Here is a 20,584-nt window from a genome sequence, read left to right as displayed (position 1 = left end):
CTCACCGAATGCTGAGTTCGGCGTTCCGTCGCTCCCGCAATCGCAGGACCATCGGGGTGAAAATGAGTTGCATCGCCAAGTCCATCTTCCCGCCGGGACACACGATCGTGTTGGGCCGCGACATGAACGAATCGTGCAGCATCGAGAGTAGATACGGAAAATCGATACCATGTGGATCGCGGAACCGAATGATGAGCATTGACTCATCCGCCGTCGGGATAGACCTTGCCACAAAAGGATTGGACGTATCGACGACGGGTACCCGTTGGAAATTGACGTCCGTCTGCGAGAATTGACCACACATGTAGTTCAGATAGTCCGGCATCCGGCGGAGGATGGTGTCGGTGACCGCCTCGGAGCTGTAGCCGCGGGCCACCTTGTCGCGGTGCAACTTCTGAATCCACTCCAGGTTGATCACCGGGACCACCCCGATCCGCAGATCGGCATGCTGGGCGACATTCGCGTCATCGGTGACGATGGCGCCATGTAGCCCCTCATAGAACAGCATGTCGGTCTCGTCGGGAATGGCCTCCCACGGGGTGAATGTGCCCGGTTGCTGTCCGTACGGCTCTGCCTCCTTGTCGTCATGGAGGTAGCGACGAATCTTGCCGGTTCCGGTTTCTCCGTACGATCTGAACAGTTCCTCGAGCTCGTTGAACAGGTTCGCCTCCGGCCCGAAGTGGCTGAAGTTGTGGTCGCCGCGCACATGAGCGTCCGCTATCGCGGCCTTCATCTCCGCGCGGTCGAAGCGGTGGAAGCTGTCACCCTCGACGAAAGCGACGTTCATCGCCTCGCGCCGGAAGATCTGTTCGAAGGTGCGCATCACTGACGTGGTGCCGGCCCCCGAAGAACCGGTGACCGAGATGATCGGGTGCAGACGGGACATTGTTCTCCTTCGTCAACCAATCGCGGACCGGAACAGCCCGCGGCGGCCATAGAGCGGCGAATCGTCAGGGCGGTCGTTGTTGTCGAGGTGGTAGGCCTCGATCCGTTCCACTTCCTCTTTCACACCGAAGATGAACGGCACGCGCTGGTGAAGATGATCGGGTACAACGTCGAGCATTCGCCCCCGGCCGGTGCTCGCCAGGCCACCCGCCTGCTCGATGATGAATGCCATCGGGTTGGTCTCGTACATCAGCCGAAGACGGCCCGGTTTGGCCGGATCCTTCGAGTCACGCGGATAGAGGAAAACGCCTCCGCGAGTGAGGATGCGGTGAGTCTCGGCCACCAGCGAGGCGACCCAGCGCATGTTGAAGTCCCGCTTGCGCGGCCCGGACCGGCCGGCCAGACACTCGTCGATGTAGCGCCGCACTGCCGGTTCCCAGAATCGTCGGTTCGACGCGTTGATCGCGAACTCTTTTGCACAGGAGGGGATCTGCAGGTCCTGGCGGGTGAGAATGAACTCACCCAATCGGGGATCCAATGTGAAGCAGTGGACCCCCGTCCCTACCGTGAGAACAAGTAATGTCGACGGGCCGTAGAGAGCGTAGCCGGCGCAGACTTGCGACGTTCCCGGCTGCAGGAAGTCCTCCGGGCTGGGGTCGACACCGGGATTGGGGGCGCGCAGGATGGAGAAGATGCTGCCGACGGAGACGTTGACGTCGATGTTGGAGGATCCATCCAGCGGGTCGAAGACCAGAAGGTATTTGCCCCTTGGGTATTCGATCGGCAACCGGTAGGGCTCATCGAGTTCCTCGGAGGCCATCCCCGCGACTTGTCCGCCCCACTCGTTGTTGCGCAGGAAGTAATCGTTGGCCAGGACGTCGAGCTTCTGCTGGACTTCGCCCTGCACATTTACCGCATCGGCAGAGCCGAGCGCTCCGCCGAGTTCGCCCAACGCAATCCGGTTGGCGATCGATTTGCATGCCAAAGCGACGTCGAGGATGAGTGCGTTGAATTCCCCGCTGGCGCCAGGGTGATGCTGGCGCTCCTCGATGAGAAACCGCACCAGCGTCGTGTGGTTGGTCAGCATCACTCTTCCCTCGTTCCAGCGTGCAGACCTAAGACACCCAAGGCCCAATCACATGCTGGGTGCGGCCGCGGCGTGGACCATCCCCCCGGTGGGTGGATAGACGGGGGGACAACGGCCGTCACGCCGAAACACCGGCAAAACCGCACTAGCATCGGCCCGGTGACCGAGGTGACACCAGCCGAATGCCGAGCGCGCTTGCGTGTCCTGGTCTACAGCGACAACACCCGAACTCGCCGGCAGGTCATCCAGGCGCTGGGCCCGAGTCCGTCCGCCGACCTGCCCGAGATCGACTACCGCGAAGTGGCCACGGGCTCGATGGTCATCGCATGTGTAGACGCAGGCGACGTCGATCTGGCCGTCCTGGACGGCGAAGCCACGCCCGAAGGGGGAATGGGCATTGCCAAACGCCTCAGGGACGAGATGGACTGCTGCCCGCCGGTGCTGGTCCTGACCGGCCGTCCCGACGACGCGTGGCTTGCGCGGTGGTCACGGGCGGACGCCGCGGTGCCACACCCGATCGACCCAATCCGGTTGGCCGAAGCCGTCTTTCCGCTACTACGGAAGGGGCGCTGAGCCGATATCACCCGGTCCTCCACCCACGTAGGTGAGTGCGCCGCGCGCGTGATGCGATCGGATGGACGCACCCGATCGGAAAGGCCGCGCCCATGACAACGCCAACGAGGATGGACAGCGTCAACCACCCGCTCATCGTGCCGTCGGTGTTGCCCGCTGACTTCGCCCGCCTCGGCGAGGAGGTGCGCGAGTTGTGCGAGGCGGGCGTCGACCGGATCCAGTGGGATGTCATGGACGGTGTCTTCGTCCCCAACCTCACCTTCGGCCCTGACGTCATCGCGGCAACTCGCAGGCACAGCACCGTCGAGTTCGAGGCTCATCTGATGGTCGTCAACCCCGACGAGCTGTTGGGGCGCTACGTCGACGCAGGATGCGAGCTGGTCATCGTGCATGCCGAGGCGTGCACGCACCTGCATCGCACCCTGGCGCGCATTCGCGACCTCGGCGCGCGCAGTGGCGTTGCGCTGAATCCGCACACCCCCGTCGAGGTCGTCGAGCACGTTCTGGCCGAAACCGACCTCGTTCTGGCCATGACCGTCAATCCGGGATTCGGCGGCCAGTCCTACATACGTGCCGTGGAGCCGAAGATCGCACGGCTGCGACGGATGATCGACGAATCCGGGCTGGCGATCGAACTCGAGGTCGACGGCGGCATCACGGACCAAACCATCCAGGGAGCCTCCGCCGCCGGTGCCGATGTCTTCATCTCCGGCTCGTGGATGTATGCGTATCCGGATGGTAAGGCGGCCGCGGTCAAAGAGCTGATTGCACGCGCCCGCGAGAGCACCCCACCAGGAGCGCTCCAGCGATGACCCGTGACCGGGTGAGCCGCCCGGAGGCAGTGATCTTCGACGTCGACGGCACGCTCGTCGACAGCGAGCGAGATGGTCATCGGGTTGCCTTCAACGAGGCATTCGCGGAGGCAGGGCTGCCCGATCACTGGGACATCGACACGTACGGGCAGCTGCTCAAGATCACCGGAGGCGCGAGGCGGCTGGCGTTCTGGCTCCAGGACCGCGGTCGGTCACGCGCCGAGGCAACGCAGCTCGCAGAACGGCTGCACATACGAAAGACGGAGATCATGCGTCGTCTCGTTGCGGACGGGCGCGTGGGTGCGCGGCCCGGAGCCCGCGAGTTGATCGATTCGCTTGCCGCGAACGGTGTGGCAATGCACGTGGCGACAACAGGCACCCGCGCCTGGGTCGAACCGCTTTTGGATCAGGTCTTCGGCAACAGGTTTCACACCGTGATCACCGGAACCGAGGTTTCTGACTTGAAGCCCAGCCCGGCGGTGTACCTCGAGGTGCTCAACCGGACTGGTTGCCCACCCGGGCGCGCGGTCGCCGTCGAGGACTCCGCTAATGGCGTGCAGGCAGCGGTCGCCGCCGGCCTGTGCTGCCTGGCCGCGTACAACTCATACACCCGCACAGACGACCTGTCCGGGGCGACGCTCGTCGCAGACGGGCTCACCGACCCGGCGCTCATCGAATGGTTCCGCGACCGCCTGGATGGTTAGAGCGGATGCACGGTGACGATGAGGCGGTGCCGGGTGTCGTGGTGACTGGCGGTGATGCGGTACCAGCCCTCGAAATCGGGGTCGCGCAGCGCGATGCCGACTCCTTCTTGCGAGTGAACGATGCAGAACCGGGCGTAGTTGCTGGTGTAGGCGATGATCGCAGCTTCCTGGCTGCACCCGTAGATGTCGCAGTCCCGCAGTCCGGGGACGATCCAGGTCTGGCTGTCGGTGAACGCGCAGACGAATGTGGTCATCGTTGTCCTCCGGTTTCTGAGGTGGGTCGGGTGCGCTCCAGACCAAGCTGGTCCTCGAGGCGGCGCCACCTACCGGCGTCTTCGGAGACCGCCTGACCGGCGTCGCGTGCTGCCCACGTCGCCGTAATGACGGACCGCAAAGATCGGCCGCTGACTCCGTCCTCCGGAGTCGCACGCAGGCGCACGCCCGGCTCGAGCAGTCCCGTCAGGGCCGTGGCCACATATGTCGGACGTGCGCTCGGCGCAGCGAACGCAAGGTCCTTCAGATCTGAGGCGCCGGTCAGCACCAGCAGGGAGTCCAGACCGGCGGCGTTGGCACCCTCGATGTCGGTGTCCAGTCGGTCGCCGCACACAAGAGTGTCCGCTTTCTCGGTGCCCATCGTGGAGCGAGCCAAGTCGAAAAGTTCCGGACCCGGCTTGCCGACCACGTGCGGGATCACGGTCGTCGCCGCCTGCACGGCTGCGACCAACGCGCCGTTGCCCGGTGCTCGGCCGCGCGACGTCGGGAGCATGATGTCGAGATTGGTGACAACCCAGGTCGCGCCGGCCTCTGCGTGGTATCCGACCTCCGCGAGTTCAGTCCACGTGACGTCGACCCCAAGCCCCTGGACTACCGCCGGCACGGTTGCACCGGCCAACTCAGAGACGCGAACCGGGACCAGTCCGACCTCAGCGAGTGCTTGCACAACACCCGGCCCCCCGACGGCAAGTACGACGGTCTGCTCGGGCAGGCGCGCCGCGAGGTATGCCGCGGCGGCCTGGGAGCTGGTTACCACCGTCCACCCGTCCGGCCCGACGCCGAGGTCGTGGAGATGAGCGACGACGGCGTCGGGTGAGCGAGATGCGTTGTTGGTCGCGAATACGACCGGAATGTCTTGCGCTGATAGCCGGTTCAGAGTTTCCACGGCGCCGGGTACGGGTGTGGCGCCGCGGTACACGACACCATCCAGATCGCAGATCACCGCGACGTACTGGGCAACCAGGGGCTCGCGCTCTGTGCGCATCGGTACTCCTCGGAAATGTTCGGGCACTGACGGCCGCTCGGTCATCGGGTGCCCTCAGCGTGAAAGTGCGCGCACGACTATCTCGGTGGCCAGCTGCGCAGTGAAGTGGCGAGATCTTCGGGGACCCGCAACCTCTACGAGCCGAAACTCCGCGTGCACATGTCGTCTGCTCGCGTGGGCAACGTCGCGTGCCGCTTTGGTGCTGAAAAGCACTGTCGTGTCGACTTGCACAGCCGGGCAGTCCCTGTCGCGGATCACCCCTTTGACGTTGGGAACCCGTGCGTGCCCACTATCGATGGCGACCAGGCCGGTGAACCGCTCGCGGGCGGTGGCGACCAGGTCCCAAGCCAGCTCGCCACTCACTCCGTCGGCCACGAGCAGCCCACCGGCGATCTTCAGCTGATCGAGAAATCCGATGACCGACTTTGTGGTCAGCCGGGTGTGCGCGGGAATAACAACCGTTTTGAACATCGCGACGTGCAGGCGCTCGCGCACGATGTCGCAGTATTGGGCGCCGTGTGGCGCCTGGGCAATCATGATGACGACCCCGCCCCTGACCGGACCGGAGACTGTCACTGGCAGCCGCGATCCATCGTTGGGGGGGAGCGCCCGCATCGATTGGCGGTATGGCGGCGACGATGCTTCGATCACGATTACGCGTTCCCGGTGTTCGGCACGAAGCGGTGCCGAAGCTGCGAATGCACCACTGGCGCAGGACTGATCGCCGCGCAATGCAGCTTGGTCCAGTCGTCCGAGTGGTTCCCGCTGGTTGGTGCGGCGTTCTTCCGCGTGGCGGTCACAAGTTGTTTCCTCGCTGTCCGGCGGGAGTCAATCGGTGTGTTCCGATGGTTTCGGAGCGCCTCCCCCTCATGATCCCTAGAGTCGAGGCTGCGCAAAGATGCGTCATCGCGGGTTGCGCAACCATGCACCTAACCCTTGAGAAACTGACCAGGCCCGCCATCCCCCAGGAGGGGGGAAGTTCAGGTTGTTTGGCCCACTACGCCCGGGATCTGCTCGAAAAGTGAAGGACCGCAGTCGTGTACGACAGGATATGGCTTGGTATCGACGTCGGCACGCAGAGCGTCCGTGTGTTTGTCATCGACGATGATGGCCACGTAGCTGGATCCGGTTGGGCCACACTTGGTGGTGAACGCCGAGGTCGGCGACACGAACAGGATGCCGAGAAATGGTGGCAGGCGGTGATCGGGGCATGTATCACGGCTCTGAACGGTCTCGATGCCGGTGCCGTCGCGGGGCTCGCCGTCGATGCGACATCGGGAACCATCCTGATCGCCGACCAAGCGGGACGTCCGCGGACGGCCGGTCTGATGTACGACGACGACCGGGCGACGGAGGAGGCACGTCTCGTTGATGAGGCGGGGGGACCGATATGGGCCTCGTTGGGCTATTTTCGAATGCAGCCATCATGGGCTTTGCCCAAGCTCGTCTGGTTGCTGCGGCACCGGCAGGAACTGAAGGCAGGGAATCTGCGGCTCTTCCATCAGTCTGATTTCATCGCCGCTCGGCTGATCGGACATCCTGTCGCCACCGACACCACCAACGCTCTCAAGTCAGGCTATGACGTGATCGAGGAGCGATGGCCCAGTGAGGTTTTCGACCGGCTCGGTGTGCCGACGCGTATGTTGCCGGAAGTGGTGAGGCCGGGAACTGTTCTCGGCGTCGTCAGTGCGGCGGCGTCGTCGCTCACGGGGATCCCCGCCGGTACACCAGTGGTCGCCGGCATGACCGACGGCTGCGCGGCACAATTAGGCGCGGGCGCCGTCGAAACAGGCTCGTGGAACTCGGTGTTGGGCACCACGCTGGTACTCAAGGGCGTTTCGGAACAACTGATTCGCGACCCTAGCGGAGTTGTGTACTGCCATCGAGGGCCGAACGACACGTGGCTACCCGGCGCGGCGTCAAATAGTGGCGCCGGTGTCATTGCGCGGCGGTTCGGTGATAAGGATCTCGACGTACTGACCGCTCACGCGGCGCGAATCCCTGTAGGTGCCGTGGCGTATCCGCTGGTGGCCGAGGCAGAACGATTTCCGTTCGTGGCGCGCAACGTGGAAGCGTTCGTCATCGGTGACGCTCAAGACGATGCGGCGATGTTCGCAGCGCTATTGCTGGGAGTCGCATGCGTAGAGCGGCTCTGCATGGACTACCTCGACCTGCTTGAGACGCCCACTGACGGCCCGCTGACGATGACCGGCGGCGGCACCCGCAACCGTTTCTGGTCGCAGCTTCGGGTTGATCTGCTCGGTCGACCGGCCTCGATTCCGGCCCAAGCGGAACCCGCAATGGGCATGGCGGTCCTAGCCTCAACACTTGCGGGACGATCTGTCGTCGAGGCGGCGCGCGCCATGGTGCGAAGTGAACTCGAACTCACGCCTGACCCGACTCGAGCCCCGGCCTTGCTTGAGCGCTACCGCGACTTCGTTGCGGCGCTGGCGGCGCGGGGATGGCTCGACGACGGGATCGCATCGCACGCTCGAAACAGAGCGAACCAGTAACAGCACAGTTCATGTTTCGGCAGATGCATTAGCATCGCTAATGTGCAGATCGACGGCCAGCAGTTGGCGGCATTCGCGGCGGTGATCGAGCACGGGTCGTTCGATGCCGCGGCATCCCAGCTCCACGTCACTCCGTCGGCGATCAGCCAGCGCATCAAGGCGCTGGAGCAGCGGGTCGGCCAGGTCGTGGTGGTGCGGGAGAAACCGTGTATCGCCACGACGGCAGGCGCTCCGCTGTTGCGGTTGGCGGCGCAGACCGCACTTCTGGAGGCCGAGGCCCTCGCGGAGATGGGCGGCGGTGACGGGTCTTCCCCTCGTATTGCGTTGGCGGTCAACGCTGATTCGATGGCGACCTGGTTCACCGGTGTCCTCGCCACAATGGCCGACGTGCTGTTCGACATCCGCATCGAGGACCAAGACCATTCGGCCAGACTGCTTCGCGAGGGGGTGGTGATGGGAGCGGTGACGACCGAGCGCAAGCCGGTACCGGGTTGCCGGGTGCTGCCGCTTGGCGTGATGAGGTACGTACCGGTCGCCAGCCCGGCGTACATCGAACGGCATCTGCCCGACGGCTTCACAGCCCACGCCGTGGCGGCCGCACCGTCGCTGGCGTGGAACCGCGATGATGCCCTGCAGGACATGTTGGTGCGCAAGGTGTTCCGTCGTATCATCGCGAGGCCGCAACACTTCGTGCCGACGGCGGAAGGATTCGGGACCGCCGTGCGGGCGAACCTCGGGTGGGGCATGTTTCCGGAGAATCTGGCCGAACCGTTGTTGGCGGACGGTTCGTTCGTTCAGGTGACCGCCGCGCACCTCGACGTGCCGCTGTTCTGGCAGTGCTGGAAACTCGACAGCCCATTGGTCGGTGCCATCACCGAGGCAGTACGGTCGGCATCCGGAAAGATCATGCTGTGACGCCCATTTCGCTCAGGATGTCACGCAATGTGCGTAGTGCGTAGTGCAGCCTCGATTTGACAGTGCCCTCGGCAATTCCGAGGTCGGCGGCGATATCCGCCGTCGACCAACCCTTGACGTACGAGCGCTGTACCACCGCACGGTGATCGGGAGTCAGTCGCGCCAACGCGGTATTGATCAGCATCCGATCCAGTGCCGCATCGACCTGGTCCGGACAGGCCCGCTCAGGCACACCCGAATCGTCTGCCGCGCTCACCTCGCGGCGGAAGCGTAGCGTGCGGCTCTCGTCGATGATCATGTTCCTGGCGACGGTGAACAGCCACGACCGTGCCGAGCGCTCGCTGTCGTTCGTCACCTCGGGGTGCTGCCATGCGCGCAGCAAGGTCTCCTGCACGACGTCCTGGGCGCGGGACGCGTCGCCGGTCAACCGCCAGGCGTAATGCCACAGGGCGCGTGCGTGCTCGTCATAGAGCCCCTGCACCCCGGTTGTCGCTGCGGCTGTCGTCATATTCCGAGAGTGGCATCGGCCGAGCTCCAAGGGCAGGTAGAGCCCACACTAGTAGTGGCACTACCACCTTTGAGCTGGGCACATCATGGGCCGATTCCAGCTAGCCTGCAGGTGAAACGGATGGCAGCGGGGGCGACAACGATCGGCCGAACGAGCGATTGTGTACACAGGGACGCACCAACCGCGTTCTACCCACCTCGCTAAGGCGCAAAGTGAAGCACAACGCGGCCGTGCTCGGTCAGTTCCTCAGAACCCGCCGGAGGCAGCTGGTGCGCGCCGACCTCGGTGTTCCGCCCACCACTGGCCGGACAACCGCGGGTCTGCGTCGTGAAGAGGTGGCTTACCTGGCCGGTGTGAGCATCACGTGGTACACCTGGCTCGAACAGGGACGCGACGTCACCCCGTCCCGCCAGGTTCTCGATTCGCTCGCACGGACACTTCGGCTGTCGCACACCGAACATGTGTATCTACTGGCGCTGGCCGGATACGGTGCGCCCCATCCTAATCCAGACCCCAGCCCCGACACCGTCCCCGCAGATGTGGCGCGGCTGCTCGAAGCCTTCGCGGACTTCCCGGCGATGGCGGTCACCACCAACTGGACCGTATTGGCATGGAATGCCGCATACGAGGCGGTGTACCCGAACATGGCGAAAGTTCCTGTCGCCGAACGCAACTTTCTGTGGCTGCTTTTCACCGACCCCTACCTGCGCACGTTGATACCGGACTGGGAACTCACCAGCATGTACAACGTCGCGTCGTTTCGGGCCGAGGCCGGTACGCGGCTGGAAGAGCCGCCCTTCGCCGACCTCGTGGGCCGGCTACTGAAGACGAGCGAGGCTTTCCGATCCGCGTGGGAGAGCTTCGACATCGACACGATGCCCTCCCGTGAGCGCCATTTCCGCCACCCCGAGGTCGGCGACCTTCACGTGGAGCAACACATCCTGGCGCCCTCCGACCATCCGCACCTGCGCCTGGTGACCTTCATCCCGGTGGCCGATAGCGATACTGCGATCAAGATGCGATCACTGCGTGAGCACAGCCTCGCCCTTTGATGAAACCGCGCCTATCAGAGTGACTTTCGACTGTTCCGCGATGTGCCGTCTGCGCCGCTGTGATGTCGGCCACCATCGATGAACGAAAGCTCCCTGCGAGTCGTATCACGTCCATCCGGCGTCTACGCCAGATCTCGTACTTCGACACCAAGGGGACGAAATGGCACTCCGAATTCTCGTTGTCGGTGCCGGCGTTGGCGGCATTTCCATCGCTCGGGGTTTATTGCGCGACGGACATGACGTCACCGTCTTCGAACAGCGGCCAGATATGCGACCCGGTGGCGGTGCGGTGACCATCTGGCCCAATGGCTCAACGGTTTTGGAGCAGCTCGGCGTCGACATGGACGGGGCAGGTCAGTTGCTGTCCACTGTTCGGATCGCGACGTCAACTGGTCGCCCACTTGTCAACATCGCAGTGACCACGCTCGTTGACAGGTTGCGCGGACCCGTCCGGATGGTGCCTCGCCGCGTCCTGCTCGACCGTCTGCTGGAGGGCTTTCCCGCCGATCGTGTTCACTGCAACTCCCGTGTGGCCGCGGCGTTCAACACACCGGACGGGGTGCGGATCCAATTCGAAGACGGCACCTGCGCGGACGGGGATCTGGTGATCGGTGCGGACGGTCTGCACTCGACCCTTCGACATATCGCCGGTGGGAAACCCGCGAAGCCGACCGGTTGGTGCAGCTGGCAGGGACTGACCACCGTGCCCCACATCGCCGAAAAGGATGTGGCAGTGCAGATCATCGGCGAGCACGGAAGCCTTGGCTTGTGGCCCGCCGGCGGCTCCGATCTGCAGTGGTGGTTCGACTTGCGGCACTCGCCCGACTTCGTCAGGCCGGAACGCCCGATCGACGTGATCCGGTCCAGCTTCGCAGGGTGGTCCGAGTCGGTCGATCAAGTACTCGCGGCGTTGACCGACGACGACCTGGCGGCCTCGCCGTTCCCACATTTTCGGCATCCGATTCCCCGCTTGCCACGGTTGGGTGCGATGACGCTGCTCGGCGATGCCGCTCACACGATGCCGCCCGCCCTGGCGCAGGGGGCCAATCAGGCACTGCTGGACACGATGGTGTTGTGCAAGGCACTTTCGGATTTCAGGGAGGCATCCAACCGCGGCAACAGCGATCTCGCGAGCGCGCTGCGGTGGTATGAGAAGACCAGGCGACGCAGGCTCACGGTCCTGTCCTGGGTGACGTCGCGGCAGATATCCCAGAGCCAATCGGTGTTGGAGCGCGCCGCCATGATCTCGGACTCTTTTGGGACATGGGCGATGACGGCATTTCTGGGTTGGTTGGGCCACCGGCGGATATCCGCGGAAGTCGACGGAGACCTGTCCAGCCGGCTGATCCACTCGTGACGAGAGCGGCGTGAATCAGTGCTTCTCGGCCTGCTTCTTCTTACCGAACGGCAGCACGTGCACGATCGCCACGACGAGCGCTCCGACGACCAACCCGATGAGCGCAGAGGCAGCTGTGTTCACCAGCCACGCCAGCACACCGCCGATACCTTCGGCGACGGCGCGGTGCACCAGGTCTTCGAGATGGTGCACCCAGCCGTAGAGCGTGTGCCAGCCCAGCGTGTCCGTCCCCAGCAGCAGGATGTGGCCGCCGACCCAGAGCATCGCGACGGTGCCGATGGTCGACAGGGCCGACAGCAGTTTGGGCATCGCGGCAACCAGCCCACGGCCGATCTTCTGCGCGAACTTCGACGAGCGCTGCGCGAGGTGCAGGCCGATGTCGTCCATCTTCACGATCAGCGCGACCACGCCGTACACGGCCGCGGTGATGACAATCGCGACCACGACGAGGATCGCGAACCGCGACCAGAATCGCTCGCTGGCCACCTCGTTGAGCGCGATCACCATGATTTCCGCGGACAGGATGAAGTCCGTCCGGATCGCGCCCGCCGTCATCTGCTTCTCGGCGTCCTCGCCGACGGTCGCGGTCGGAGCGGCGTGCGCGTCGTGTCCGGTGAACCAGCCCAGTACTTTTTCGGCACCCTCGTAGCAGAGGTAGGTGGCGCCCATCATCAGGATCGGCGTGACCAGCCATGGCACGAACTGACTCATGAGCAACGCCGCAGGCAGGATGAACAGCAGCTTGTTGCGTAGCGAGCCGATTGCGATCCGCTTGATCATCGGCAGTTCGCGGTCGGCGGTGATGCCGTGGACGTACTGCGGTGTCACCGCGGTGTCGTCGATGACGACGCCTGCTGCCTTGGCGGTCGCCCGCCCGGCCGCGGCGCCGATGTCGTCGACCGATGCCGCCGCCAGCCGCGCCAGTGCCGCGACGTCGTCGAGAAGTCCGAACAGTCCCGCGCTCATCGCTTCCCCATGGTCTGGAGGTTACCGTGGGCGAATGGCCGGTGCTGATGGCGCGTTTCGCGCAACGCGAATTCTGGCGGGTGCCGTCGAAGCGTTCGCCGGACAGGTCTATTTCGCTCCCGAGGCCCATGCCGGGTACCACGAGCTTGGCTTCTCCGGTAGTCCCGCAGTTGCCGGTGGGGTGGCAATGCCGGATATGCACGCCTACTTTTGCAGCCGCTGCGCGATCCTCGGGCAAGTGCCGGGTGAGGTGGTGGCGTCGGCGTTCGCGGTGTTCAACCCGGCGATCGTGGTGCCCGCCGTCGAGCACGGTTGGACGCTGACGACAGCTGCGACGATCATGGCCGCCCGTGATGCGGCGGCCGTCGGTCAGCTGCGAAGGATTCTTGGGGACAACCCGGACGGCGCCGTGGAGCTGGCCGACCTTCTGGGACCGGTCAGCGGGTCGCTTCCGGTGGCGGGACGCCCGCTTTATGCGGGCTTGATGGGCGCCGATGTGCCCGACGACCCACTCAGCGCGGCCTGGCGCTTTGCCGACCGTCTTCGAGAATTCCGAGGCGACGCGCACACGGCCGCCTGGACGTCGGCGGGATACAGCGCCGTCGAGATCGGATTGATGACCGAGCTGTACTGGGGTTTGCGATCCAAGTCGTACGTCAGGACAAGGGGCTGGTCGGACGCCGAGCTCGACGCGGGTATTTCCGGCCTTCAGAACCGCGGCCTGATCGATGGCGGAGCGCTGACGGAGCGTGGCAGGCAGGAGCGTGAGGCGATCGAGGTCCGCACCGACGAGCAGTGCGCGCCGATCCTCGACAGCCTCGGCGACGACTTCGAGAAGGCTGTCGCCCTCCTTCGGCGGTTCTCCGACGCCGTTCGGGAAGCGCACGGATATCCGGCCGCGGGTCCTCACGACCTTGCGGCGTTACATGCCTAGAAGCGACTCGATCTCACCGCGGGCGAAGTAGACCACGAAGCCGGCGGCGACGACCCACAGCAGCGGGCTGATCTCGCGGGCTTTGCCGGCGGCCGAACGGGTGACCACCCACACGATGAAGCCCACACCGATGCCGTTGGCGATCGAGTAGGAGAACGGCATGGTCGCCACGGTGAGCACGACGGGAAGGGCGACGGAAAACTCGGAGATGTCGATGTGTCGGAGGTGCGCCACCATCATCACGCCGACGACCACCAGCGCCGCCGCGGCCACCTCGGTCGGGACGATCGACGCCAGCGGTGAGATGAACATGGCCGCCAGAAAGAGCACACCCGTAACGAGATTCGCGAACCCGGTGCGCGCGCCCTCCTCGATACCCGCCCCGGACTCGACGAAAACGGTGTTGGACGACGCCGATGTCACTCCGCCGACGACCGCGCCTGCACCCTCGACGATCAGCGCCGAACGCACACGAGGGAAGGTTCCTTGATCGTCGGCCAGGCCGGATTCGCGGGCCAGGCCGGTGAAGCTGCCCATCGCATCGAAGAAGTTGGCGAAGACCAGCGTGAAGACGAACATGACGACGGCGATCGCCCCGATGCGGCCGAGGCTGCCGAAGAGGCTGAAGTCGCCGACCAGTGACAGGTCCGGCAGCGCGAATGGCGATCCCGACAGGGCAGGCACCGAGAGGCTCCAGCCGCCGGGCCGCTCGACTGCCGAGCCGAGGTGCCAGATCGCCTCGATGACGACGGCCAGGACTGTTCCCGCGACGAGTCCGATGAGGATGGCGCCGCGGACCCGCCGCACGATGAGGATGCCCGTCAACAACAGCGTGAATACGAACACGACGGTGGGGACCGTGCTGATGTCTCCGGCGCCACCGATGCCGAGGCCCACCGGCGGCGACGGAACTGCCGTCGAGCCGACGAAACCGGCATCGATGAGCCCGATGAAAAGGATGAACAGTCCGATACCCGCGGTGATGGCGATCTTCAGCTGCATGGGGACGGCGTCGAAGACGAGTTTGCGCAGACCTGTCGCCGCCAGGGTGACGATGATGAGCCCGTTGACGACGACCAGCCCCATCGCCTCGGGCCAGGTCAGAGAGCCGACAAGGGTCGTCGCGACGAACGAATTGAGGCCGAGCCCCGCGGCGAACGCGAACGGCAGCCGGGAGACGACGCCGAACAGGATGGTCATGATGCCCGCGGCCAGCGACGTCACGGCCGAGACCTGGTCGAATTCGAGCTGGTTGCCGGTCACATCGTCGTTGCCGGACAAGATGATCGGGTTCAGCACGATGATGTAGGCCATCGCGATGAACGTGACCACGCCGCCGCGAATCTCGTTGGTGAGGGTGGACCCTCGTGCCGAGATCTCGAAGAACCGATCGAGGCGGTTCACTCGTCGACCCCAGAGGCATCGCCGACGCGCGCCATGTCCTGTAGCGCCCGCAGGAACGTTCGACGCTCGTCGGCCGAGAGCACCGAGAGCCAGCGTTCCTCGCCGCGCTGAATGCCCTCCTGCACCGCGTCTTTCACGTTCCGGCCCGACTCGGTGATGGCCAGCAGTCGTACGCGGCGATCGCCGGGATCGGCATGCCGCTCGATGTATCCCTTCGCCTGCAGCTCGTCCAGCGTCGGGATGATGCGCGTCTTGTCGGCGCCGATGGACTCGGCGAGCGCGGCCTGGGTGCGCACCGGCGATTCGTCGAGCGCGAGCAGCACGGCGTAGCCCCACATCGACACATCGTGTTCCTTCAACACCGGAAGCTCCGCTGCGATCAACTCACGAACCAGCGGAGCCAGCATCGCCGCGAGATCGGGACGCCTGGCCGCAGAAGGCATGGACGAATATTAGAGCCCGGGGCTATGAAACCTGCGCCGTCGGCATGATCGTGAGCTGCTGGAAGTTCACCCGCGCCGGCTGGCCGGCCAGGAAATTGATCGCCTCTGCCACGTCCTCGGACTCGAGCACGTCGATTTGACCCTTGGTCTTGGTGATCCATTCTTCTGCCCCGGCGTCGGTCACGTGGTTCGCCAGCTCAGCTCAAGAGCCCGCAGTTTCGCCGGTGGTGGGCCGATCACAATGTGCGCGAACGTACCCACGGGACGAAGCGCTACCACCACCCGTTCGTTGGTGAGATGACACTGCAATACGAGTCCGTGGCGCTGCTCGGCGATTCCGATCAGACGCTGTGTATCTACACCGCGGAGGCGGGATCGCCATCCGAGACGGCCTTGCGACTGCTGGCGAACTGGACGGCTGAGCGCGCTATCTAGTGAGCGACGCGTACGGCGCGCTTTGCCGGGTGCCGGCGGCCGAGCAGGAACCCGAGCCAACGAATGTCGAGAAGCACGATGACGTCCTTTCCTGCTAGGCGATCTGCATATTGATCGATGGGAACAGGTGACGACGCTCGTCGATGCTCTCCGCGAAGTGGTGGAGGGCATCGGGTACCGAGTCGGCGACCGGGAAGTTGAGCCCGGAAGCCTCGCGAAGCACTGGGCCGCTCGCGATCAACGACCACTCCACATCGCTGCAGAAGCAGCGCTCGTCAACCGCGGACAGCAGCGAAAGTCCATGTGCTGAAAAGGAATCCACACCACCGAGATCAAGCACAAAGGGCTTCTCAGCAATGATGAACCGCAGCGCGAGCGCGGCTACCTTTTCGATATTGGAGTCGTCAATTACGCCCTGGATGGTCACCACGGTGGCCAACTGACGGCACACGGTACGAATTTGTGCGCCATCACATTCGAAAGCTGGATTGCCGTACATGTGTGCCTCCTCTCGATCACTTGTCCCTCAAGGTAGTGAGCCAAAGTAAGGCAACGGGGTGTCAACGCTAATACTTTCGTAAGAACATATTCCGACGCGAAAAGCGATATCGCTCAGTCTCCGCGCATCCACTGTGGCCCCGAGTAGTTTTCCCACGGGTTGTAGTCGGCGAGCAACGGTTCCTGCGATGGGCGCTGATCTTCAGGCACATGCTGCAGGTTGATTCGGATGCGGTACCAAATCGAACTGGGGCCGCGCATGCCGTCCACCAGAACGTCTGGAGCTTCGAGCTTTTCAGCTACTGACGGGTAACGTCCGCGCCACGTGTCGAGTGCTGCCATCGCTTCGGCTTTGGTTTTGGTGCGCGCTATCTCGATCAGCGGCATCGAAGAGACCCGTCGACCCGTTCCCCTGCGCGCGCCGCGCGGCGCCTTCTCGGGCGGGCCGAGCTTGTCCGCGAGCTCCAGCAGCGAATCGAGTGAACCCGCTGAGTCGTCAATTCCTTCCCACGGGTCGCCGTGACCCTCGAAGCGGTCGGGCACGGTGGCGACGGTGAATTCTTCGGGACGGCAGTCGGCGACCTCGTCCCACAACAACGGCGTCGACACCCGCGCGTCCGGCAGCGATCGCACCGAATACGCGGATGCCACCGTGCGGTCGAACGCGTTCTGGTTGAAGTCGACGAACACGCCCTCGCGCTCTTCCTTCCACCATCGACTGGTCGCGAGGTCGGGGGCCCGGCGCTCGACCTCGCGGGCGACGGTTTGGGCGGCCAGGCGGACCTGCTTGAACGGCCACCGCCGCTCGATGCGGGCGTAGATGTGAAAGCCCCGCGAACCGGAGGTCTTCGGCCACGCCGCCAGCCCGTAGTCCTCCAGCACACCCCGCGCGACCAGCGCCACCTGAACAATCTCGGGCCAGTCGACCCCGGGCATCGGGTCCAGGTCGACCCGCAGTTCGTCGGGATGGGCCAGGTCGTCGGCGCGCACCGGGTGGGGATTGAGGTCGATACAGCCGAGGTTGATCGCCCAGACCAGACCGCAGGCATCGTGGATCACCGCTTCTTTGGCCGACGTCCCCGATGCGTACTTCAGTTCGGCGACGTCGACGAAATCGGGCCGCTTCGCCGGGGCGCGCTTCTGGAAGATGGCCTCCTCGGTGATCCCCTTGACGAATCGCTTGAGAATCATCGGCCGGTCGGCCACACCCCGCAGCGCCCCGTCCGCGACCCGCAGGTAATAGCGCATCAGGTCCATCTTCGTCAGGCCCCGGCCGCCCTGGAATGCGGGGAAAACGACCTTGTCGGGGTTGGTGATGGGCACCTGCTGACCGTTGACCTCCAAGTGGAGCGCAGCGGGCATGAGTCCATGTTAGGTTCCGAGCCCGACATGCGACCCGCGTCACATATTGTGGGTTCATGCCCAAGCTAACTGATCTTCCGTTGCAGGCAGCGGCCAAAATTCAGCAGTACGCCGAGCGCGGATCGGCTGAACTGCACTACGCCAGGAAGATGTTCGAAGCGGGTGCGCTGAAGCTGGAGGCACCGCAGAACATCGCCGCGTTCCTCGCCGATATCCGGCGCTGGGGTGAGTTCGGGATGATCCCGGCGCTCAATGCGCGCCGCACCCCCGATGGCATCGCCGTTGTCGACGACGACGGTGAATTCACGTTCAAAGAACTCGACGACGCGGCCCATGCCCTCGCCAACGGACTGCTGGCCATGGGCGTCAAGGGCGGCGACGGGGTGGCGATCCTGGCACGCAACCACCGGTGGTTCCTCGTCTCGGTGTACGGCGCGGCCCGTACCGGTGCCCGGATCATCCTGCTCAACAGCGAGTTCTCCGGGCCCCAGGTCAAGGAGGTGTCCGAGCGCGAGGGTGCGAAGGTCATCGTCTACGACGACGAATACACGGCCGCCGTTTCGCAGGCGGATCCTGATTTCGGCAAGCTGCGCGCGCTGGCCACCAACCCGGATAAAGACGAGCCGTCCGGCAGCACCGACGAAACGATCGCGGATCTGATCGCCCGTAACAGCACGGCGCAGGCCCCCAAGGTGAGCCGACATTCGTCGATCATCATCCTGACCAGTGGAACCACCGGTACGCCGAAGGGCGCCAACCGCAGCACCCCGCCGTCGCTGGCTCCCATCGGTGGTGTGCTGTCCCACGTGCCGTTCAAGGCAGGCGAGGTGACGTCGCTCCCGGCGCCCATGTTCCACGCCCTCGGTTTTCTGCACGCCACGATCGCGATGATGCTGGGCTCCACGCTTGTGCTGCGTCGGCGCTTCAAGCCGGCGACCGTTCTGACGGACATCGAGAAGAACAGGGCCACCGCGATCGTCGTCGTGCCGGTGATGCTTTCGCGGCTGCTCGACGAGCTCGAGAAGACCCAGCCCAAACCGGACCTGTCATCGCTGCGGATCGTGTTCGTGTCGGGGTCACAGCTGGGAGCGGAGCTCGCCACGCGTGCGCTCAAGGATCTCGGTCCGGTCATCTACAACTTGTACGGCTCGACCGAGATCGCGTTCGCGACCATCGCGCGGCCCAAGGATCTGTCGATCAACCCGGGAACGGTCGGCCCTGTCGTCAAGGGTGTCAAGGTGAAGATCCTCGACGAGAACGGCAACGAACTACCCCAGGGCGAAGTTGGCCGAATCTTCGTCGGCAACACCTTTCCCTTCGAGGGTTACACCGGCGGTGGCCACAAGCAGATCATCGACGGGTTGATGTCGTCGGGCGACGTCGGTTACTTCGACGAGCACGACCTGTTGTACGTCAGCGGCCGCGATGACGAGATGATCGTGTCCGGCGGCGAGAACGTGTTCCCAGCGGAGATAGAAGATCTCGTGAGTGGCCATCCCGAGGTCGTCGAAGCCACCGCGCTCGGCGTGGAAGACAAGGAATGGGGCCACCGGCTGCGCTGCTTCGTGGTCAAGGTGGACGGTGCCTCGATCGACGAGGACGCCATCAAGGCGTACGTGCGGGACAACCTGGCCCGCTACAAGGTGCCCCGCGAGGTCGTCTTCCTCGAGGAGTTGCCCCGCAATCCGACCGGCAAGATCCTCAAGCGCGAACTCCGCGAAATGGACACTGAGACCAAGGAATAGTTCTGGTGTCGCAGTGGTAGTAGCACAGCGTGAACATTGATCTGGCGGGAAAAACAGCGCTTGTCACCGGCTCCACCCAGGGCATCGGATTAGCGATCGCCAAGGGGTTGGCCGCCAGCGGTGCCCGTGTCGTGGTGAACGGGCGCACGCCCGACCGGGTCGACGAAGCCGTCGCCTTGCTCGGTGGTGACGCCATCGGCGTAGCCGCTGACGTGGCAAGCGACGACGGCACGGCCGAACTCTTGGCGCAGTTGCCCGACGTCGACATCCTGGTGAACAATCTCGGCATTTTCGAGGCGGTCCCCGCCCGCCAGGTGACCGACGAGCAGTGGCGCACCTACTTCGAGGTGAATGTCCTTGCCGCAGTGCGACTTATCCGCAGCTACCTACCCGCGATGACGGAACGCGGTTGGGGTCGGGTGATTCAGATCGCCAGCGACTCTGCACTCGTGATCCCCGAGGAAATGATCCACTACGGGGTGTCCAAGACTGCCCTGCTGGCGGTGTCCCGCGGATTCGCCAAGGATGCGTCGGGCACCGGTGTCACCGTCAATTCGGTCATCGCGGGGCCGACCCACACCGCGGGCGTGCGCGATTTCGTCTACCAGTTGGTGGATGAGTCGTTGCCGTGGGACACCGCGCAGCGGGAGTTCATGCGCAAATACCGACCGCAGTCGCTGCTGGAACGGCTCATCGAGCCCGAAGAGATCGCCAACATGGTCACCTACCTGGCTTCGGAGCAGGCGTCGGCGACAACCGGTGGTGCGCTTCGTGTCGACGGTGGTTACGTCGACTCGATCGTCCCCTAGGTCGCCTGCATCGCGGCGCCTGGGACCGAAAGGCATACCAGCATGAGGAGCAATAGAAACCAGCCTGCGCCCTGCCAGGCCGGCCATGCCCCCTGGGCCTTCCACACCCGGTAGGTCTTGACGAAAGCACCCACACCACCGGCGAACAGGGTCGCCGGCACCAGTGATGCCGCCACGACCGATTCACGTGCAATCAACCCGTATACGGCGAAGGCGATGCCCGCCACCGCGACGACGGCACCGACGTAGACGGCCGCCGCACGGAAGGTGGCGGGCCGGTCCCACCGCTTCTCGACATCGTTGGTCATCAGCGTGGGTTACCCG

At 64.6% G+C, this 20,584-nt stretch carries 24 protein-coding genes; 11 read left to right on the top strand and 13 right to left on the bottom strand.

Annotation, left to right across the window (positions count from 1 at the left end; all coding sequences use genetic code 11):
* Nucleotide 1: 1 nt before the first annotated feature.
* Both CSQ99_RS14770 and CSQ99_RS14765 read right to left on the bottom strand, forming a co-directional pair.
* Nucleotides 2-886 (bottom strand): phosphoribulokinase, encoded by an 885-nt coding sequence (locus CSQ99_RS14770; RefSeq protein ID WP_099039788.1) that lies wholly within the window; start codon nucleotides 884-886, stop codon nucleotides 2-4.
* 12 nt (nucleotides 887-898) lie between these two features.
* On the bottom strand, nucleotides 899-1,972 hold the full coding sequence (locus CSQ99_RS14765; RefSeq protein ID WP_099039787.1) for a class 1 fructose-bisphosphatase: 1,074 nt from the start codon (nucleotides 1,970-1,972) through the stop codon (nucleotides 899-901).
* Between the two features lie 159 nt (nucleotides 1,973-2,131).
* Between CSQ99_RS14765 and CSQ99_RS14760 the strand changes: the two genes are divergently transcribed.
* The 3 genes from CSQ99_RS14760 to CSQ99_RS14750 all read left to right on the top strand — a co-directional run bounded on the left by CSQ99_RS14760 (nucleotide 2,132) and on the right by CSQ99_RS14750 (nucleotide 4,061).
* Complete coding sequence (locus tag CSQ99_RS14760) at nucleotides 2,132-2,545, top strand: Rv3143 family two-component system response regulator (RefSeq protein ID WP_245908916.1); 414 nt, start codon at nucleotides 2,132-2,134, stop codon at nucleotides 2,543-2,545.
* A 92-nt stretch (nucleotides 2,546-2,637) separates the two neighbouring features.
* Nucleotides 2,638-3,357: a ribulose-phosphate 3-epimerase gene (rpe, locus tag CSQ99_RS14755; protein WP_245908915.1), complete on the top strand. Its 720-nt coding sequence runs from the start codon at nucleotides 2,638-2,640 to the stop codon at nucleotides 3,355-3,357.
* Entirely contained in the window at nucleotides 3,354-4,061 is a 708-nt protein-coding gene (locus CSQ99_RS14750; RefSeq protein ID WP_245908914.1) for an HAD family hydrolase, read from the top strand. The genes rpe and CSQ99_RS14750 overlap by 4 nt, the downstream gene beginning before the upstream one ends.
* Here the strand turns inward: CSQ99_RS14750 and CSQ99_RS14745 are convergent.
* Genes CSQ99_RS14745 through CSQ99_RS14735 form a run of 3 tightly spaced genes read right to left on the bottom strand, consistent with a single transcriptional unit; the run spans nucleotide 4,058 to nucleotide 5,895 of the window.
* Complete coding sequence (locus tag CSQ99_RS14745) at nucleotides 4,058-4,315, bottom strand: hypothetical protein (RefSeq protein WP_099039785.1); 258 nt, start codon at nucleotides 4,313-4,315, stop codon at nucleotides 4,058-4,060. The genes CSQ99_RS14750 and CSQ99_RS14745 overlap by 4 nt on opposite strands.
* Entirely contained in the window at nucleotides 4,312-5,319 is a 1,008-nt protein-coding gene (locus tag CSQ99_RS14740; protein WP_099039784.1) for an HAD-IIA family hydrolase, read from the bottom strand. Before CSQ99_RS14740 ends, CSQ99_RS14745 begins: the two co-directional genes overlap by 4 nt.
* Nucleotides 5,320-5,373: 54 nt before the next feature.
* Nucleotides 5,374-5,895, bottom strand: coding sequence for an alpha/beta hydrolase (locus CSQ99_RS14735; protein WP_245908913.1), 522 nt, complete (start codon nucleotides 5,893-5,895; stop codon nucleotides 5,374-5,376).
* Nucleotides 5,896-6,356: 461 nt separating this feature from the next.
* Here CSQ99_RS14735 and CSQ99_RS14725 point away from each other — a divergent pair, with 461 nt between their 5' ends.
* Entirely contained in the window at nucleotides 6,357-7,832 is a 1,476-nt protein-coding gene (locus CSQ99_RS14725; protein ID WP_099039782.1) for an FGGY-family carbohydrate kinase, read from the top strand.
* 42 nt (nucleotides 7,833-7,874) lie between these two features.
* Nucleotides 7,875-8,747 carry a LysR family transcriptional regulator ArgP gene (locus CSQ99_RS14720; protein ID WP_099039781.1) on the top strand — a complete coding sequence of 291 codons (873 nt, stop codon included), beginning with the start codon at nucleotides 7,875-7,877 and terminating at the stop codon, nucleotides 8,745-8,747.
* On the opposite strand, the gene CSQ99_RS14715 is transcribed toward CSQ99_RS14720, so the two are convergent.
* Entirely contained in the window at nucleotides 8,737-9,255 is a 519-nt protein-coding gene (locus tag CSQ99_RS14715) for a sigma-70 family RNA polymerase sigma factor (RefSeq protein ID WP_099039780.1), read from the bottom strand. The genes CSQ99_RS14720 and CSQ99_RS14715 overlap by 11 nt on opposite strands.
* Before the next feature lie 212 nt (nucleotides 9,256-9,467).
* Between CSQ99_RS14715 and CSQ99_RS14710 the strand changes: the two genes are divergently transcribed.
* A complete protein-coding gene (locus tag CSQ99_RS14710) occupies nucleotides 9,468-10,307 on the top strand; it encodes a helix-turn-helix transcriptional regulator (RefSeq protein ID WP_099039779.1) in 840 nt (279 codons plus the stop codon).
* 160 nt (nucleotides 10,308-10,467) lie between these two features.
* The gene (locus CSQ99_RS14705; protein WP_099039778.1) at nucleotides 10,468-11,664 is read left to right on the top strand and encodes an FAD-dependent oxidoreductase; all 1,197 of its coding nucleotides are present in this window, start codon (nucleotides 10,468-10,470) and stop codon (nucleotides 11,662-11,664) included.
* Nucleotides 11,665-11,679: 15 nt separating this feature from the next.
* On the opposite strand, the gene CSQ99_RS14700 is transcribed toward CSQ99_RS14705, so the two are convergent.
* On the bottom strand, nucleotides 11,680-12,630 hold the full coding sequence (locus CSQ99_RS14700) for a DUF808 domain-containing protein (RefSeq protein ID WP_099039777.1): 951 nt from the start codon (nucleotides 12,628-12,630) through the stop codon (nucleotides 11,680-11,682).
* A 34-nt stretch (nucleotides 12,631-12,664) separates the two neighbouring features.
* On the opposite strand from CSQ99_RS14700, the gene CSQ99_RS14695 reads away from it, so the two are divergent.
* Nucleotides 12,665-13,564 carry an SCO6745 family protein gene (locus tag CSQ99_RS14695; RefSeq protein ID WP_099039776.1) on the top strand — a complete coding sequence of 300 codons (900 nt, stop codon included), beginning with the start codon at nucleotides 12,665-12,667 and terminating at the stop codon, nucleotides 13,562-13,564.
* On the opposite strand, the gene CSQ99_RS14690 is transcribed toward CSQ99_RS14695, so the two are convergent.
* Genes CSQ99_RS14690 through CSQ99_RS14680 form a run of 3 tightly spaced genes read right to left on the bottom strand, consistent with a single transcriptional unit; the run spans nucleotide 13,553 to nucleotide 15,595 of the window.
* On the bottom strand, nucleotides 13,553-14,968 hold the full coding sequence (locus CSQ99_RS14690) for an NCS2 family permease (RefSeq protein WP_099039775.1): 1,416 nt from the start codon (nucleotides 14,966-14,968) through the stop codon (nucleotides 13,553-13,555). The two genes, CSQ99_RS14695 and CSQ99_RS14690, sit on opposite strands and share 12 nt — an antisense overlap.
* Nucleotides 14,965-15,411, bottom strand: coding sequence for a MarR family winged helix-turn-helix transcriptional regulator (locus tag CSQ99_RS14685; protein ID WP_099039774.1), 447 nt, complete (start codon nucleotides 15,409-15,411; stop codon nucleotides 14,965-14,967). Before CSQ99_RS14685 ends, CSQ99_RS14690 begins: the two co-directional genes overlap by 4 nt.
* A gap of 22 nt (nucleotides 15,412-15,433) precedes the next feature.
* The gene (locus CSQ99_RS14680) at nucleotides 15,434-15,595 is read right to left on the bottom strand and encodes a hypothetical protein (RefSeq protein WP_176561034.1); all 162 of its coding nucleotides are present in this window, start codon (nucleotides 15,593-15,595) and stop codon (nucleotides 15,434-15,436) included.
* On the opposite strand from CSQ99_RS14680, the gene CSQ99_RS14675 reads away from it, so the two are divergent.
* Complete coding sequence (locus CSQ99_RS14675) at nucleotides 15,571-15,846, top strand: MmyB family transcriptional regulator (protein ID WP_342746703.1); 276 nt, start codon at nucleotides 15,571-15,573, stop codon at nucleotides 15,844-15,846. The genes CSQ99_RS14680 and CSQ99_RS14675 overlap by 25 nt on opposite strands.
* A 94-nt stretch (nucleotides 15,847-15,940) precedes the next feature.
* On the opposite strand, the gene CSQ99_RS14670 is transcribed toward CSQ99_RS14675, so the two are convergent.
* Entirely contained in the window at nucleotides 15,941-16,345 is a 405-nt protein-coding gene (locus CSQ99_RS14670) for an STAS domain-containing protein (protein WP_099039773.1), read from the bottom strand.
* Nucleotides 16,346-16,458: 113 nt separating this feature from the next.
* Nucleotides 16,459-17,706 (bottom strand): DNA polymerase domain-containing protein, encoded by a 1,248-nt coding sequence (locus CSQ99_RS14665; protein WP_099039772.1) that lies wholly within the window; start codon nucleotides 17,704-17,706, stop codon nucleotides 16,459-16,461.
* Nucleotides 17,707-17,762: 56 nt separating this feature from the next.
* Here CSQ99_RS14665 and fadD2 point away from each other — a divergent pair, with 56 nt between their 5' ends.
* Both fadD2 and CSQ99_RS14655 read left to right on the top strand, forming a co-directional pair.
* Nucleotides 17,763-19,451: a long-chain-fatty-acid--CoA ligase FadD2 gene (fadD2, locus tag CSQ99_RS14660; RefSeq protein ID WP_099039771.1), complete on the top strand. Its 1,689-nt coding sequence runs from the start codon at nucleotides 17,763-17,765 to the stop codon at nucleotides 19,449-19,451.
* 29 nt (nucleotides 19,452-19,480) lie between these two features.
* Nucleotides 19,481-20,260, top strand: coding sequence for an SDR family NAD(P)-dependent oxidoreductase (locus CSQ99_RS14655; protein ID WP_099039770.1), 780 nt, complete (start codon nucleotides 19,481-19,483; stop codon nucleotides 20,258-20,260).
* On the opposite strand, the gene CSQ99_RS14650 is transcribed toward CSQ99_RS14655, so the two are convergent.
* Nucleotides 20,257-20,568 (bottom strand): hypothetical protein, encoded by a 312-nt coding sequence (locus tag CSQ99_RS14650; RefSeq protein WP_099039769.1) that lies wholly within the window; start codon nucleotides 20,566-20,568, stop codon nucleotides 20,257-20,259. The two genes, CSQ99_RS14655 and CSQ99_RS14650, sit on opposite strands and share 4 nt — an antisense overlap.
* Nucleotides 20,569-20,584: the final 16 nt, after the last annotated feature.

This window comes from Mycobacterium neglectum, from assembly GCF_002591975.1.
In the GTDB taxonomy this organism is placed as follows: Bacteria; Actinomycetota; Actinomycetes; order Mycobacteriales; family Mycobacteriaceae; genus Mycobacterium; species Mycobacterium neglectum.
Note: the sequence above shows the minus strand (reverse complement) of the source record. Positions and strands in the feature narration are given on the sequence as shown.

Bases quoted from the DNA above. Each gene is read 5' to 3' on its own strand.
- CSQ99_RS14770 (WP_099039788.1), bottom strand. From the start codon at position 886: ATGTCCCGTCTGCACCCGATCATCTCGGTCACCGGTTCTTCGGGGGCC.
- CSQ99_RS14765 (WP_099039787.1), bottom strand. From the start codon at position 1,972: ATGCTGACCAACCACACGACGCTGGTGCGGTTTCTCATCGAGGAGCGC.
- rpe (WP_245908915.1), top strand. From the start codon at position 2,638: ATGACAACGCCAACGAGGATGGACAGCGTCAACCACCCGCTCATCGTG.
- CSQ99_RS14750 (WP_245908914.1), top strand. From the start codon at position 3,354: ATGACCCGTGACCGGGTGAGCCGCCCGGAGGCAGTGATCTTCGACGTC.
- CSQ99_RS14745 (WP_099039785.1), bottom strand. From the start codon at position 4,315: ATGACCACATTCGTCTGCGCGTTCACCGACAGCCAGACCTGGATCGTC.
- CSQ99_RS14740 (WP_099039784.1), bottom strand. From the start codon at position 5,319: ATGCGCACAGAGCGCGAGCCCCTGGTTGCCCAGTACGTCGCGGTGATC.
- CSQ99_RS14715 (WP_099039780.1), bottom strand. From the start codon at position 9,255: ATGACGACAGCCGCAGCGACAACCGGGGTGCAGGGGCTCTATGACGAG.
- CSQ99_RS14705 (WP_099039778.1), top strand. From the start codon at position 10,468: ATGGCACTCCGAATTCTCGTTGTCGGTGCCGGCGTTGGCGGCATTTCC.
- CSQ99_RS14700 (WP_099039777.1), bottom strand. From the start codon at position 12,630: ATGAGCGCGGGACTGTTCGGACTTCTCGACGACGTCGCGGCACTGGCG.
- CSQ99_RS14695 (WP_099039776.1), top strand. From the start codon at position 12,665: ATGGCCGGTGCTGATGGCGCGTTTCGCGCAACGCGAATTCTGGCGGGT.
- CSQ99_RS14685 (WP_099039774.1), bottom strand. From the start codon at position 15,411: ATGCCTTCTGCGGCCAGGCGTCCCGATCTCGCGGCGATGCTGGCTCCG.
- CSQ99_RS14670 (WP_099039773.1), bottom strand. From the start codon at position 16,345: ATGTACGGCAATCCAGCTTTCGAATGTGATGGCGCACAAATTCGTACC.
- CSQ99_RS14665 (WP_099039772.1), bottom strand. From the start codon at position 17,706: ATGCCCGCTGCGCTCCACTTGGAGGTCAACGGTCAGCAGGTGCCCATC.
- fadD2 (WP_099039771.1), top strand. From the start codon at position 17,763: ATGCCCAAGCTAACTGATCTTCCGTTGCAGGCAGCGGCCAAAATTCAG.
- CSQ99_RS14650 (WP_099039769.1), bottom strand. From the start codon at position 20,568: ATGACCAACGATGTCGAGAAGCGGTGGGACCGGCCCGCCACCTTCCGT.